The organism is Acinetobacter calcoaceticus ANC 3811 (assembly GCF_000399665.1).
In the GTDB taxonomy this organism is placed as follows: domain Bacteria; phylum Pseudomonadota; class Gammaproteobacteria; order Pseudomonadales; family Moraxellaceae; genus Acinetobacter; species Acinetobacter calcoaceticus_B.
Map to the genome: position 1 here is coordinate 3349481 of NZ_KB976986.1, position 13806 is coordinate 3363286.

At 39.0% G+C, this 13806-nt stretch carries 14 protein-coding genes and 2 pseudogenes; 11 read left to right on the top strand and 5 right to left on the bottom strand.

Annotated elements, in window-relative coordinates; genetic code table 11:
* Positions 1-60: 60 nt before the first annotated feature.
* The 4 genes and pseudogenes from F935_RS16960 to gmk form a co-directional block, all read right to left on the bottom strand.
* On the bottom strand, positions 61-2166 hold the full coding sequence (locus F935_RS16960) for a RelA/SpoT family protein (RefSeq protein WP_016140002.1): 2106 nt from the start codon (positions 2164-2166) through the stop codon (positions 61-63).
* A 39-nt stretch (positions 2167-2205) separates the two neighbouring features.
* Positions 2206-2295, bottom strand: a pseudogene (locus F935_RS18770) (hypothetical protein); the annotation flags it as partial.
* 80 nt (positions 2296-2375) lie between these two features.
* Positions 2376-2654, bottom strand: a complete 279-nt coding sequence (rpoZ, locus tag F935_RS16965; protein WP_002116990.1) for a DNA-directed RNA polymerase subunit omega — start codon at positions 2652-2654, stop codon at positions 2376-2378.
* Positions 2655-2726: 72 nt separating this feature from the next.
* Positions 2727-3356, bottom strand: coding sequence for a guanylate kinase (gene gmk / locus F935_RS16970; protein ID WP_004789787.1), 630 nt, complete (start codon positions 3354-3356; stop codon positions 2727-2729).
* A 122-nt stretch (positions 3357-3478) separates the two neighbouring features.
* Here gmk and ispH point away from each other — a divergent pair, with 122 nt between their 5' ends.
* Positions 3479-4429 carry a 4-hydroxy-3-methylbut-2-enyl diphosphate reductase gene (gene ispH / locus F935_RS16975; RefSeq protein WP_016140003.1) on the top strand — a complete coding sequence of 317 codons (951 nt, stop codon included), beginning with the start codon at positions 3479-3481 and terminating at the stop codon, positions 4427-4429.
* Here the strand turns inward: ispH and F935_RS18670 are convergent.
* A pseudogene (locus F935_RS18670) lies at positions 4395-4696 on the bottom strand (hypothetical protein); the annotation flags it as partial. The gene ispH and the pseudogene F935_RS18670 sit on opposite strands and share 35 nt — an antisense overlap.
* On the opposite strand from F935_RS18670, the gene F935_RS16980 reads away from it, so the two are divergent.
* From F935_RS16980 to trmD, 10 genes are all read left to right on the top strand, one after another.
* Positions 4602-5051: a pilus assembly FimT family protein gene (locus F935_RS16980; protein WP_016140004.1), complete on the top strand. Its 450-nt coding sequence runs from the start codon at positions 4602-4604 to the stop codon at positions 5049-5051. The pseudogene F935_RS18670 and the gene F935_RS16980 overlap by 95 nt on opposite strands.
* Positions 5048-5548: a type IV pilus modification protein PilV gene (pilV, locus tag F935_RS16985; protein ID WP_016140005.1), complete on the top strand. Its 501-nt coding sequence runs from the start codon at positions 5048-5050 to the stop codon at positions 5546-5548. The genes F935_RS16980 and pilV overlap by 4 nt, the downstream gene beginning before the upstream one ends.
* Position 5549: 1 nt before the next feature.
* The gene (locus F935_RS16990; protein ID WP_016140006.1) at positions 5550-6587 is read left to right on the top strand and encodes a PilW family protein; all 1038 of its coding nucleotides are present in this window, start codon (positions 5550-5552) and stop codon (positions 6585-6587) included.
* Complete coding sequence (locus F935_RS16995) at positions 6584-7366, top strand: hypothetical protein (RefSeq protein ID WP_016140007.1); 783 nt, start codon at positions 6584-6586, stop codon at positions 7364-7366. Before F935_RS16990 ends, F935_RS16995 begins: the two co-directional genes overlap by 4 nt.
* Before the next feature lie 15 nt (positions 7367-7381).
* Positions 7382-11050: a pilus assembly protein gene (locus F935_RS17000; protein WP_016140008.1), complete on the top strand. Its 3669-nt coding sequence runs from the start codon at positions 7382-7384 to the stop codon at positions 11048-11050.
* 13 nt (positions 11051-11063) lie between these two features.
* Positions 11064-11540 (top strand): type IV pilin protein, encoded by a 477-nt coding sequence (locus F935_RS17005; protein ID WP_016140009.1) that lies wholly within the window; start codon positions 11064-11066, stop codon positions 11538-11540.
* 32 nt (positions 11541-11572) lie between these two features.
* Positions 11573-11998, top strand: a complete 426-nt coding sequence (locus tag F935_RS17010) for a type IV pilin protein (RefSeq protein WP_051110046.1) — start codon at positions 11573-11575, stop codon at positions 11996-11998.
* Between the two features lie 146 nt (positions 11999-12144).
* Positions 12145-12396 carry a 30S ribosomal protein S16 gene (gene rpsP / locus F935_RS17015; protein ID WP_016140011.1) on the top strand — a complete coding sequence of 84 codons (252 nt, stop codon included), beginning with the start codon at positions 12145-12147 and terminating at the stop codon, positions 12394-12396.
* Between the two features lie 21 nt (positions 12397-12417).
* Positions 12418-12966: a ribosome maturation factor RimM gene (gene rimM, locus F935_RS17020; RefSeq protein WP_016140012.1), complete on the top strand. Its 549-nt coding sequence runs from the start codon at positions 12418-12420 to the stop codon at positions 12964-12966.
* 42 nt (positions 12967-13008) lie between these two features.
* On the top strand, positions 13009-13764 hold the full coding sequence (trmD, locus tag F935_RS17025) for a tRNA (guanosine(37)-N1)-methyltransferase TrmD (RefSeq protein ID WP_016140013.1): 756 nt from the start codon (positions 13009-13011) through the stop codon (positions 13762-13764).
* Positions 13765-13806: the final 42 nt, after the last annotated feature.

The window sequence follows — 13806 nt, forward strand, 5'->3', positions numbered from 1 at the left end:
ATTTGGAAAGTTTGATTTTGTTAAGGAAACATAAACCTGACCAATAGCCCTTGTAAAGACTTAGCTCACTTTTGAAATTTCCATTTGTGGATTAGGAGCATCCAAGCGTTCAATACGTGGGAAACTATAATGCATACGTAAGTCACGGATGACTTTTGCAATATGTTTGCGGTTGTTCACCACAATATTTACAAATGTTCTTTGCTCATTTGAGTGAACCATTTCTACCCCTGCATTATTTTTACGGCATTGATAGATCAGGTCTGATACCTGCTCATCATTCATTGCCATATCTATGGCGAGGTAAGCTGTAAAACGAACATCATCTACGTCATCTGCTTTCCATTGAAGCGGCATGATATTTTCAGGATGGAGATGTTGCTCATGCAGTAGGTTATGGCAGCGTATGCGATGCACAATCAATCCACGACGTGTTAAATGTCCTTGAATTGGGTCACCTAGAATTGGATTGCAGCAATGCGCATATTTAACGTCGATACCTTCAGTGCTTTGAATGAGTCGATCTGAATTTTCTACTTGTGGATGCTTATCATGAGCAAATAAGTGATTAGCTACGAGTTGAGGTAGTAAGTCACCAACAGCAATTTGTTCATACAATGTATTTTTATTATCGATGTGGCGCCATTGAAGTAAATCTAACCAGTCTGCTTCAGAAAGATCGTTAATCGAACGATTGAAGAGTTTCAGTGCTCGAGAAAGTGCTTGTGCACCGACTAAACGCTGTTCTTCAATGTCTTGATCTTTAAGGACATGCTGTAATGCACGGCGAGCTTTTTGCGTATTAATAAAACTTAACCAGTCTGGATTTGGTGTTGCTAAAACATCCGTAATAACTTCGATAACCTGACCGCTAATTAATGGTGTCGACAGTGGTTTAATTTCACCATCTACTTTTGCACCAACGGCATGGTTACCTAGAAATAAACTAGCTGAATAAGCAAAATCAACTACGGTAGCACCTTGTGGTAACTCGTGGAGCTGGCCATGTGGAGTGTAAACCCAAATTTTTTCTTGATGTAAGTAATCTAATAAATCATTGAAGGTCGTTTTTGCACATTCGCCATCGATAAGCGTATTCAGGTTTTGCATAGAGGCCTGAATAGCCGAGCGACAAGTTTGTGGTGCATTTTCACCAAGCACTACCCCAAAACGGGCAGCTTTACGCATAAGCTCGGTTTGAATGGTAAGAGATAGTGTGGTTTTTTCGCCTTTGAGCTTAATTAATAAAGACTGGTTACCACCCGGTAGCGGACGACGGATATGGTCCTGATATTGAATGACCTGAAAGTTTTCTCTTAAAGCATCAACTAGGCGGTCACAGTCAGCAATTGATTGTAAAACGATCTCAAAAGCATGACTATGGGTAAGTTCTTGTAAGTCCATTTCATTTTTGACGAAATGGCGTAATAATTCGATATTGTTATTTTTCTTTTTAATGCGGCCTTGAATATGATAATTATGAAGAAGTTCAGTGAGGTTTTGTTCCCAGATACTTTGATATTTACATCGCTCTGGTTTAGTTAGACGTAGTGCATTTTGCACATTATCAAACATATCAAGATCAAGATTTTGATAACAAAGATTTTCTAGATTATCACCCATTTCATTCATGCCGACTAATCTTGCCATTGGCACAAAGATATCAAGCGTTTCTTGAGCAATGCGGGCGCGTTTATCTGGGCGTAAAGCACCTAGAGTTGTCATATTATGATAGCGATCAGCTAATTTAATAATAATGACACGCGGGTCCTGTAGGGTCGCTTGCAAGATTTTTCGGAATGAGGCGGCTTTGTTATATTCCTTATCACTGGACTGGCTAAGTTTGGTTACGCCGTCAACTAGCTCGGCAACTGTCAGTCCGAACTTTTCAGTAATATCTTCTTTTGTATATTGAGTGTCTTCAATAACATCATGCAAAAGGGCTGCCATTAATGTTTCGGCATCTAAACGCATGTTCGCAAGAATACAGCTAACAGCAATTGGATGCAGAATGTAGGGTTCACCACTTTTACGTGTAATGCCACTATGCGCTAGATCGGCAAAATCACAGGCAGCAAGCACTTTCTCGACCTCACTTACCGATAAGTAAGGGTCGACAATCAATTTAAGCTGTTGCTTGGCTTGGCTGACCTCTTCGCCTGGCATAAATCACCCTTTTTCCTAATGCTGAGAAACTAAATCTATCTACTTCTTAATGAAAAGCATATTGCGGAACTTGTCAATTTTTTCATTTGAAAAAGTGTGTTTTTTTTTCAATGAAAATAATTGCTTTTTTCAATATCTTTAAATTCAAGGCAAAGCCAAATAAAAAACCACCGCAGAAAAACGATGGTTTTTTTATTAAACAAAAAGAATTAGAAAGAAAAACCTTCTAAATTCAAGCTGTTTGTAGAAAGAGCAAGATCAAGACTAGAAGTTTGATAATCTTGTTCACGTTGCTTAAGAATTTCCTTAGTAACGTGACCTGCCGCGATTTCGCGCAAAGAAACTACAGTCGGTTTGTCGTTATCCCATTCTACAGTTGGCTCCATGCCTTGACGTGCCAATTGACGAGCACGCTTACTTGCAACGAGCACAAGCTCAAAACGGTTGTCTACATGATCTAAACAATCTTCAACGGTGACGCGTGCCATAAAAGTTCTCGTTTTGGAATGGTGAATTTGAACAGACTAAACAGTATAAAAGGCTTTCGATCTAGACTCAAGTTATTCCTGTTTTGGTTGAGGAGTAATCAAGTCTTGAATTAATGTTTGATAACGTTTCGCTTGCTGAGAGAGCACTAGACGGTTTGCTGTAATCACAGCTTCAATCTCATGTAAGGCTTTATTAAAGTCATCATTAATAATGATGTAATCAAAGTTTGTATAATGCTGCATATCTTCAACTGCACAGCTTAAACGATGTTCAATGACTTCAACTGAGTCTGTACCGCGGTTAGATAAACGCTGACGGAGGTCAAACTGTGTTGGCGGTAAAATAAATATTTGCTTGGATTCAGGAAAAAGTTTGCGAACTTGCTCTGCACCTTGCCAATCAATTTCAAGTAGAACATCGTGTCCCTGAGCTAACTGTTGTTTTACAGTTGCTTGAGAAGTGCCATAGTAATTACCAAATACTTCAGCGTATTCAATAAAACCGTCATGGTTGACCTGGTCTAGAAACTCATCTTTTGTAGTGAAGTGATAGTGAACACCATCTAACTCACCGGGACGTTGACCGCGGGTAGTATGTGAGACTGAAACATGTAAATTGCTCACACGGTCAAGCAGGGCTTTCACCAAAGATGTTTTGCCCGTTCCTGATGCAGCAGAAACGACAAACAATAGACCCGACATGATATTTTTCCTGATATGATAAAATATCTTCGCTATTGTAGTGTACCGTGCGTTTAAACTGAATAGTTTTAATTGCAAATATTCAAGAGAAATTCCCCTGTTTTATTAATTTTGAGGCTGTTATGGAAATTGTGTTAGCTAATCCGCGTGGTTTTTGTGCCGGTGTTGATCGAGCCATAGCAATCGTCAATCGGGCTTTAGAATGTTTTAATCCGCCTATTTATGTACGTCATGAAGTTGTACACAATAAATTTGTGGTAGATGACTTGCGTCAAAGAGGGGCGGTTTTTGTTGATGAACTAGATCAGGTTCCGGATGACTCAATTGTAATTTTCAGTGCGCATGGTGTTTCAAAAGCAGTTCAGCAAGAAGCGGAGCGCCGAGGCTTAAAAGTTTTTGATGCGACTTGTCCTTTGGTTACTAAAGTTCATATTGAAGTGACTAAATATGCACGAGAAGGGACTGAAGCCATTTTAATTGGTCATGAAGGGCACCCAGAAGTTGAAGGAACCATGGGCCAATATGACAAATTGAAAGGTGGTGAGATTTATCTGGTTGAAGATGAAGCTGATGTTGCTGCATTGGCAGTAAGACATCCTGAAAAACTTGCATTTGTAACTCAAACAACTTTATCTATTGATGATACAGCTAAAGTTATTGATGCTTTGCGTGCAAAATTTCCTCATATTCAGGGTCCGCGTAAGGATGATATTTGCTACGCAACTCAAAACAGACAAGATGCTGTACGTGACTTGGCAGAACAGTGTGATGTGGTCTTGGTTGTAGGTTCACCTAACTCATCAAATTCAAATCGTTTACGTGAGCTTGCAGAGCGTATGGGTAAAGCTGCTTACCTTGTAGATAATGCTGATCAGTTAGAACGGTCATGGTTCAATGATACGTGCAAAATTGGTGTGACAGCGGGTGCTTCAGCGCCAGAAATTCTAATTAAGCAAGTAATTCAACGTTTACAAGATTGGGGCGCGCAAGCACCTAAAGAGTTAGATGGACGTGAAGAGAATATAACTTTTAGTCTTCCTAAAGAATTACGCATTCACGTGACTCAAGCATAAAGTGTGACTTATTTAACATACTGATTTTAAAATAGTAAAACAGATAATTGTTGATATGACGATTATCTGTTTTTTTATACCCTTTATCTGTTTTGTATTTGTTTTGTAAATATAAACCGTAAAATTTAAATAATAAATAAAAAATTCTTAAGTTTATTTGGGGTTTAAGGGGATGAGGGGAATTATTCCGCAAGAAGGGTTCACCTTGGTTGAGCTCATGGTAACGATTGCAGTAATGGCTATTATTGCGATGATGGCTGCGCCACTATTTGAGGATATGTTGGTTAAACAAAACTTGAATAAGAGTGCGGAAGATCTGATTTCAAATATCAATCAGGCACGCATGAAAGCTGTATTAGAACGTAGACAAATAAAAGTGCAATTAAATTCTACTTATACTGCAGATACTGACAATCAAATTAATTGGGTACCAAGTGGAAAAGCTCAATTAAAGACAGGATCTGATACCTCCATAATATTTTTGATGTCCGGTTTAGTAAAAGATGCTACTGGAGATACTACATTTGAAATTTGTAATAAGGCAGATGGTAAAAAATCAAAAATTATTAGTATTTCTAAAATGGGAATAATTCAGTCAACCACAGAAGGATCATGTTCATGAAAAATATTGAACACCAACGTGGCATGGGTATGATTGAAATTTTAGTTGCTTTGCTGATTTTAGCAATTGGTATTTTGGGATTTATTGCTTTGCAATACAGGGCACTAGAAGCAAGTTCAGAAAGCACATCACGAGTACAAGCAATTACGATCGCGCGTGATATTGCTGAGCGCATTAGAGTTAATCGTAATTCTTTATCTATTTATACACAACAACTTCAAGATCCTAGTAAACAGAAAGACTTTGTTAAAAATTGCTTTCAAGATAATTGTAGCGATACAGATTTAGCTGATTTTGATGTTGCACAGGTTGTTAAAAGTTCATCATCCCTAGGTATGACTATGAATATGATTGCTTGTCCAAAAACTAACAATCGTCAATGTATTTATATTGCATGGGGTGATACGAGCGCAACGAATGGTACCAGTGCGGGAGATTGTACCCAGGACACTTCATATAGCGATAATTCAACATGTGTGATTATGGAGACCTATTAAAATGATAAGAAATCAGGGTTTTACATTAATTGAACTCATACTTTCTTTAGCACTAGGACTTATAATTAGTGCAGCTGCCATACTATTATTTTTAACAAGCCAAAAAAGTTTATCTATGCAACTTGGTGTTTCTGATGTACAGGATAATGCTAATTTTGGTCTTAATTATTTAACTCAAGATATTCGTCTTGCCAACTTAAATAACCCCAAAGCAGTTATTAATGATCAAACTGCTTATGGAGGTATTGTTTTAACCTCTGCAATTATTTCAGCTAAAGATGCTGCAAACGAACCTCTTAGTAATCTTTATAAAACTATTGTTGGTGTGACGGCTAATGCAAATTTACTTTCACGCAGTCAGGGGGATACGGTTGGTAGTGGTAATACTTGGACTGGTGTATCAAACGTCCAAAGTAATGGGAGTGATATTGCTAGTGATCAGCTTGTTATTCAATACGTACCGCAATATATCGTTGATACAAAAGGTACGGCAACTCAAGATGATGATGAATATAAAGGTGGTCTAGATTGTGAAGGAAATAATCTGAATTTTCCTCTTGCTAGTGGTCGTCAAGTTGTTGTTCAGCGTTATTTTTTACGTAAAGACGCCAAAAATAATAGTGATGAGCCGAACCAACCTTTAGCACTTGCTTGTGATGCTGGCTATTACCCATTAACGGGTAATCCAACTGCTATAACTCGTTATGGAGATGCAGGCGAGATCGTAATGAAACGTGTGGATTATTTTCGGGTTTTACTTAATGTTCAAGGGGGAACTGGACGACGCTATATTTCAATACATGATTATTTGAATTTAACAGCTCCTCGTCCACGTATTGTTTCAGTACAAATTGGATTATTAACCCGTTCATTGCAACCTGTAGGTCCAGAAGTAGCAATTAAAGATGACCAGAAATTTTCAGTATTGGACCAAACTATAACAGTCAAAAAGCCAGAGAATTCGACAAAAAAATATGTACGTCAAGTGATATCACAAACCATTGCCTTGCGTAATGTAATCGGGGAGCGTGGTAAATGAAACTGAAGCAGGGTGGCTCAGCATTAATTATGGTACTAATTTTTTTAGTCGCAATTATGATTATTGGCACAATAGCGATTCGTAAAGGTTTGATTGGTTTGAATATAGCAACTACTAGTCAAGTGCAACAATTGGTATTACAAAATTCAGATGCTTCTTTCTTTCAAATAGAGAATCCAACTAATCTGATTCAGAGTTTAAGTGCAACTGGTCTCTTTGGTTATATCAGCAATGCAAATGACAAAAATAAGGAATTAGTATTTTGTTATCGCGGAGATAAAAGTGACTTTTTTAATATTGGACGTGCCAGTCTAATGCAGTGGGTAGACGGAAATAGTGCACCTACCAATAACGCATTAGGTACAGATGGATATTGCGATGCAGTTGATACAAATAATAACTGGTTTACAAGTGGTCGTAAGGCAGTCATGACTCAGGTCGCAGTTAAGTTTTCGACTGTAGGAGAGGATGACCCATTTTATGCTCGAACCCGTGGTCTCGATGACAAAAAAGGACAAGTCCAAGAGGCTAAACGAGTCAAGGTATTTGCTGTGTCATTGATGCCAAGCTTAAGTAATGTTAACCGTGCGGATATCAACAAATGCCTACAACAACACATGAGTGAAGTTACACTTCCAGATGGAACAGCAGCGCCAGACGTTACCAATAAATCCGACTTAGATAATCCTTTAAAGTCAGTAGCTGAGTGCTTAAGCAGCTTAAATGTTCCATTTACTACCAATGTCACTGAATACACTATTGCACAAGATTTTAATTAATTGGGGAAAATAATAATGGATAAGAAAGACTTAAGGTTTTCATGTCATCCAAAGCTTCTAACAAGTGCGGTAGCCGCGTTATGCACAGGCTTAGTAGCGAGTAGCGTAAGTCAGGCCAGTGATATTGATATTTATCAAAAAGCAAAGGCTGGTGATATTTCTTTAATGTTTGTATTAGATATTTCTGGTTCTATGGGGTATCCACAGCTTCAAAATGATGCTGGTGCATGCGATATTCCAAGCAATGTTGTGCAAACTGGTTATAGTAATGTGTTATCTAATAATGGAATCGCAGAATATAAACGTTATTACTGCACTGCAACTGCTCCAACTTATTATTATATGAAGTCTGGGACATCTTGGTATAGCTGTGGTAATTCTAACTCGAAAAGTGATTGTATAACTAAGTTGAAGAGTCAACCATCTACAAGTGGCCTGACCTCAATATCTTCAAACTATAATACTTATTACTATAAAGCAGGCCCAGATACTCAATATCCTGACCGTATTACTCGTGTAAAAGATGGCATGATTGATTTGCTGAACGGTAACACTAGTAAAGGAATTTTACCAATTTCAGATGATAAATTGATTGGTCTTACAACTTTCTCTCGTCCAACACAATTTAATACTGCTGGTGAGCCGACCTCAGCAGACAATTTAAGAGGTCAAGTCCGTATTCCTGCTCGCCGTTTGGATACAGTAATAAATGGTAAAACCCAAAGAAGAATACTAATAGAAGAAATTGCAAAACTTGGTGCCAGAGGTGGTACCCCAACGGCTAATGCTTATGCGGAGGCAGCAGCCTCTTTAATGGGTACGACTACTCAAGGGTTAACTAATAGTGGCTTTGACTATGCTGGTGCAGGTGCAACCAGTGGAGGAGGCTATGTACGTCCCGATAGTATTACTAAGCAAATGACAGGAACCACTACACAGTGTAGTGGCCAAGGTATTTATGTTTTAACTGATGGAGATCCAAATGGTAACTCTTCTGCATCAGGATTAATGACGAAAGCTTTAAGCGGTAAATCATTTGCTTGTACAGATAGCGACACAGGCTGGAATTGTATTCAGCAGTTTTCACAATTTTTACTAAATAATGGCAGTAATCCTGTTGGATTAAAGATTAAAACTGCTGTGGTCGGTTTTGGGAGTGATTTTAATATTATTCCATCTTTTAATAGGTCACTTTCTTTAGCAGAAAATTTAGCAAATATTAATAACTCTACTGCATCAGCAAATCAAAAAGAAGCTGCAAAATGGGGTGTCAATGCCAGTGGTGGTTGGTATTCTGGTTCAAGCTCTCAAGATGTTGTAAGTAGTGTAAATGCATTTCTTGGAGATTTAGGGTCTGAGATTCCAGCTGTAACTACTGGTTCACCTACGATTCCTAAAGATAGTCTTAACCCTGCTGTATTACAAAAGCAAGCTTATTTTCCTCAGTTTCAACCTACCCCAGATAAAAACTATCAACTTTGGGCGGGTAACCTCAAAAAGTATGCAGTGGTTAATGGGGTTTTAAAAGACCGAGATAATAATTCCTTAATTAGTACGGCAACTAGTACAAAGGGGCAAATACTTCCAAATCGCGATTTTTGGGCATATACCGATAATGACAGTACGAATGATAATGCTGATTTTAATACACCTGGAAGTAATAGTTATACCTTTAAAGGGGGCGCATGGTCACAACTACTATTAACAATGAATCAAACAACACAAGAGAATCGTAAACTTTTTACGAATCGGAGTTCAGATGGTTCAACGACAACAACTCTAAGACAAATTAAAAAGACAGATCTAACAGATGCGACCTACCAAACTGATGGAAAACGTGGTTATTTAATGGCGTTGCTCGGGTATCCTATGACCGTGACTCAAGCAAAGGATCCTGATCATTTAGTTTTAAATGCAACAGCAACCACTGCTTTACGTCAAGTTGGTGCGTTAATGCATTCCTCACCACTATTAATTACTAACAGTGGCCAAATTACATATACAAATGGCGGAATTGATACTCAAAATCGTGAAGACTATGTGTTATTTGGTACAACACAAGGGCTTTTACATATAGCCAAAGCCGGCAAAAATGATAGTACTTCTGTGGATAGTAATGGTGGAAAAGAGGTATTCACCTTTGTACCAAATGAGATGGTTGAAAAACAACCCGAAGCATTTCTGAAAAATGATGCCATGAATGGGGGCGTCGATAATTTATATTATGGTATTGATGGACCTTGGGCTAGTTATACTCAGTATGTGTTAGATAGTAGTCGAACAGGACTTACTGTCGGTAAAGGTTATGGTTCTGAAGAAGGTAAACAGATCGTATATGGTGGTTTGCGAATGGGTGGGCGTAGTTACTATGCACTCAATTTGCAAGATATGAGCAATCCAAAGTTACTATTCCAAATATCCCCTGATGAACAAAAAACCTATTATAACGGTTCAAGTAACACTTATGCTGCATTAGATAACATGGGCCAAAGTTGGTCTAAACCGAGTATTGGATGGGTAAATTGGAAAAAAAGTGATGGTAAAACTACTGAACGTAAACGAGTAATCTTTGTTGGTGGTGGTTATGACGCGGGCTATGAGAGTGATACATATAACCCTAGTATTAGTCAGGGTGCAGGTGTATACATGTTTGACGCTGATAACGGTAAGTTACTTTGGTGGGCCAGTGCTAAAGCGACCACAGCTCAAGGTGCTGAAACTTATACTCAATCTGATAATTTAAAATATAGTGTAGTCAGTGAGATTCGTACTGAAGACCGAAATGGCGATGGATTGATTGATCATCTTTATTTTGGTGATCTAGGTGGACAATTATTCCGTATTGATTTAGATAATACTGCAGCAACAAACGCAAATTTTGCCAAGCCCCCAAAATTGTTATTGAATTTAAATAATGGTGCTGCTAGTCCACGTTTTTATGAAATGCCGGCATTTTCAGTATATGACTATAATGGCACCACGTTTGCTGTTGTTTCTATTGGTAGTGGTAATCGTAGTAAACCCCTAGCTCAGTATGCATCGGGCCAAGGTTATAATTATGATGCGGTATATAATATTTATGATAAAGATGTAGCGGATAGAAATTTATACAAAGCCGATTTCGTATATCAAGCTCCAATCATAAATACTAATCAATTTGGCGAAATTACTAATTCAAACTGGAATACTTATGATGATGGTGCAGTTGCTTTGCTTTCTGCTACCCGTGGATGGATCTATCGATTTAAGTCAACCAATATTCAAGATGCTAAAGTATTTTCAACACCAATTGTATTAAATCACCGTATTTTCGTTTCTACTTTTGATGGCGGAAAAGCTGGGATGTCTGGAGATTGTGGAGCAGGGGTAAAAGGAGAAAGCTTTTTAACTCAGTTCTGTATGCCTTTTGGACAATGTAGTAAATCGACCCTAACCGCTGAAAATGGTAGTGTTCAGTGTGCGCCTGGTGCAGATTGTTCACAGGGGGCAGGTATTCAAGATACTACTGTGGTAGATGATGGTAGTGGTGGTGGTGGTGGTGGTGGTGGTGGTGGTGACGGAAGTACTAATAATAAGAACTATTGTGTAAATATGGGGAACCGTGGTGTTACCACTATTGGCGGTATTATTGCATCGAGTAGTAGTAAAATGTGTTTAATACCACAACGCTGGTATGTCCGTTAGAAAGGAATAAGAGATGAAACGTAAATTCACGTATTCTTTAGGCTTCACTCTTATTGAGCTAATGGTTGTGGTAGTGATTGTTGCTATTTTTGCGGCAGTTGCAATCCCTTCATATCAAGCCTATGTTTTGCGTGCTGATGCTTCACGTGCACAACAGCAAATACAACAAATTGCAGTACAGCTCGCGCGTCATAAATCCAGAAATTTTAATTATAAAGGTTTTTCTACTGGTGCTACCGCACCAGTACTTTTGCCTGTGGGTGCGACTGGCAGTACTATCAAATATCAAATAACGGTACGGGATGGTGACGATACAACTAAACTCTTAACAGATCCTGCGGCTTTAGGGCAAAATTGGGTTGTTCGAGCAGAGGCTTCCGATCCTAATAATTTTACTTTTTTATTTAATAGTAGAGGGTTACGTTGTAAGAACAAAACCACTAACAATGTTACCTATACAACTTGTGGTACTGGGGGGGAGTTGTGGTAATTAAAACAAAAGGCTTTACCTTAATTGAGCTAATGGTTGTTGTTGCGATTATTGCGATTTTAGCAGCGATAGCTTATCCCTCTTATCAGGAACATATTCGTCGTACCAAACGTGTGGAAATGCAAACTACATTGCAACAAATTGCTATGCAGATTCAACGCTACAAAATTGCAAATTTTAAAGTAATAGGTGCAACAAGTACTGATTTAAATATAGCAGAATCTTATCCAGTACAGGGCACTCCTCTATATACAGTCAATTTAGCACCCGTTACCTCTGCTACTTTAACTGCTGAAACATGGGTGTTAACTGCAACACCGATTGTCAAAACTTCACAGTCTGGTGATGGAGATATTGTTTTAAATTATCGTGGTGAGCGTTGTTGGACAAAGGGGACCGATATTAACAGTGGTACGGCTTGTGTTCCTTCTGGAACTTCAAATTGGGATGGGCACTAATTTAAATTCAAAACTGCGGATAACTCAAAATTTAATCTTTCTTTCAGGGCAAAAATCACGTAGAATGTTGCCCTCTATGAAAGGGGTTTGAAGTGTTGCCGATGGTCGGCGCAGGGATAATCCGTAAGAATTATAAGGCTTTTATCATGGTTGTTATTCGTTTAGCACGTGGCGGCGCAAAAAAACGTCCATTCTATCAAATCGTTGTGACTGATAGCCGCAATGCACGTGATGGTCGTTTCATCGAGCGTATCGGTTTCTTTAACCCGACTGCACAAGGTCAAGCAGAAAAACTTCGTTTAGATGCAGACCGTTTTGCTCACTGGGTTTCTCAAGGTGCTCAACCTTCTGAACGTGTTGCTTCTTTAGCTGCTCAAGCTAAAAAAGTTACTGCATAATTTTTTTGTAGTAGGTAGCCCATGACATCGACACAGAATGTTCCCGAAGATCGTATTCAGATTGGACAGTTACGTTCAGCTTATGGATTGAATGGGTGGCTCTGGGTGTATTCAAATACAGAACCTATGAGCAACATGTTTGACTACCTGCCTTGGTACATTGAGACCAAGGCCGGTTGGCAAACAATAGATGTAAAACGTTGGAAACCACATGGCAAAGGCCTAGTTGTTGCTTTGAAGGATGTGAGTGATCGCACTGGAGCAGAAAACTTGGTTGGCGCTAATATCTGGATTGCTAAGTCTCAACTGCCAAAAGCAGATGTAGATGAGTACTACTGGTCAGATTTAAAAGGCTTAACAGTGTTTGGTCTTGATGATGAAGAGCAGGAAGTAAACTTAGGTAAAATTCATGAGTTGTTTGAAACTGGAGCCAATGATGTGATGGTGGTACATGCTACCCCAGACAGCATTGATTCAGAAGAACGCATGATTCCTTGGCATAAAGATGTAGTACAACGTGTTGATCTTGAAGCTGGTCGTATTTACGTCAATTGGGGCGTAGATTATTAATCCTTTTAGGATTAATACAGCAGGAAAATAGAGGAGTCTGTGATGTTCTTTGCAGTCATTACGCTTTTTCCTGAAATGTTTGAAGCGATTACAGCCTACGGCATCAGCGGACGTGCGGCAAAACGGGATATCGTACAAGTTACTTGTATTAACCCTCGTGATTTTGCTGAGGGAAACTACAAAAGAGTGGATGAACGTCCATTTGGTGGTGGCCCTGGGATGGTGATGATGGCTGAGCCTTTAGCGAAAGCAATAGCGCATGCCAAACAGCTTGCCTCACAAGCAGGACATGTTCATGTTCCTGTGGTGTATATGTCTCCACAAGGCAAAACCTTAAATGAACAGGCAGTACAGCAGTTTGTTGATTACGACGGCTTAATTGTACTGTGTGGACGTTATGAGGGAGTGGATGAACGTTTGATCCAGCATTATGTTGATCAGGAATGGTCAATTGGTGATTACGTTTTATCAGGTGGTGAATTGCCCGCTATGGTGTTACTTGACAGTATTATTCGCCGTTTGCCGAATGTAATGTCAGATGAACAGTCAGCAGTACAAGATTCTTTTGTTGATGGTCTTTTAGATTGTCCACAATATACAAAGCCAGACCATTTTGAGGGGCTGGATGTACCAGAAGTTTTAAAATCTGGACATCATGGCAATATCGAAAAGTGGCGTTTTGTGCAGCGGTATCAACGAACTTTAGAACGTCGACCAGAGTTGGCTGAAAAAGTAGAGTTGAATAAGCAGCAGAAAAAATGGCTAAAAGATGCTAAAGGGGATGGTGGTAATTCTTAACCGCTATTCTCGGGAACGAAAGTTCTGCAACAAAACGAGAAG

Excerpts from the sequence above, each read along its gene's own strand:
- F935_RS16960 (WP_016140002.1), bottom strand. The coding sequence starts at position 2,166 with ATGCCAGGCGAAGAGGTCAGCCAAGCCAAGCAACAGCTTAAATTGATT.
- rpoZ (WP_002116990.1), bottom strand. The coding sequence starts at position 2,654 with ATGGCACGCGTCACCGTTGAAGATTGTTTAGATCATGTAGACAACCGT.
- gmk (WP_004789787.1), bottom strand. The coding sequence starts at position 3,356 with ATGTCGGGTCTATTGTTTGTCGTTTCTGCTGCATCAGGAACGGGCAAA.
- ispH (WP_016140003.1), top strand. The coding sequence starts at position 3,479 with ATGGAAATTGTGTTAGCTAATCCGCGTGGTTTTTGTGCCGGTGTTGAT.
- F935_RS16980 (WP_016140004.1), top strand. The coding sequence starts at position 4,602 with ATGAGGGGAATTATTCCGCAAGAAGGGTTCACCTTGGTTGAGCTCATG.
- pilV (WP_016140005.1), top strand. The coding sequence starts at position 5,048 with ATGAAAAATATTGAACACCAACGTGGCATGGGTATGATTGAAATTTTA.
- F935_RS16990 (WP_016140006.1), top strand. The coding sequence starts at position 5,550 with ATGATAAGAAATCAGGGTTTTACATTAATTGAACTCATACTTTCTTTA.
- F935_RS16995 (WP_016140007.1), top strand. The coding sequence starts at position 6,584 with ATGAAACTGAAGCAGGGTGGCTCAGCATTAATTATGGTACTAATTTTT.
- F935_RS17000 (WP_016140008.1), top strand. The coding sequence starts at position 7,382 with ATGGATAAGAAAGACTTAAGGTTTTCATGTCATCCAAAGCTTCTAACA.
- F935_RS17005 (WP_016140009.1), top strand. The coding sequence starts at position 11,064 with ATGAAACGTAAATTCACGTATTCTTTAGGCTTCACTCTTATTGAGCTA.
- F935_RS17010 (WP_051110046.1), top strand. The coding sequence starts at position 11,573 with ATGGTTGTTGTTGCGATTATTGCGATTTTAGCAGCGATAGCTTATCCC.
- rpsP (WP_016140011.1), top strand. The coding sequence starts at position 12,145 with ATGGTTGTTATTCGTTTAGCACGTGGCGGCGCAAAAAAACGTCCATTC.
- rimM (WP_016140012.1), top strand. The coding sequence starts at position 12,418 with ATGACATCGACACAGAATGTTCCCGAAGATCGTATTCAGATTGGACAG.
- trmD (WP_016140013.1), top strand. The coding sequence starts at position 13,009 with ATGTTCTTTGCAGTCATTACGCTTTTTCCTGAAATGTTTGAAGCGATT.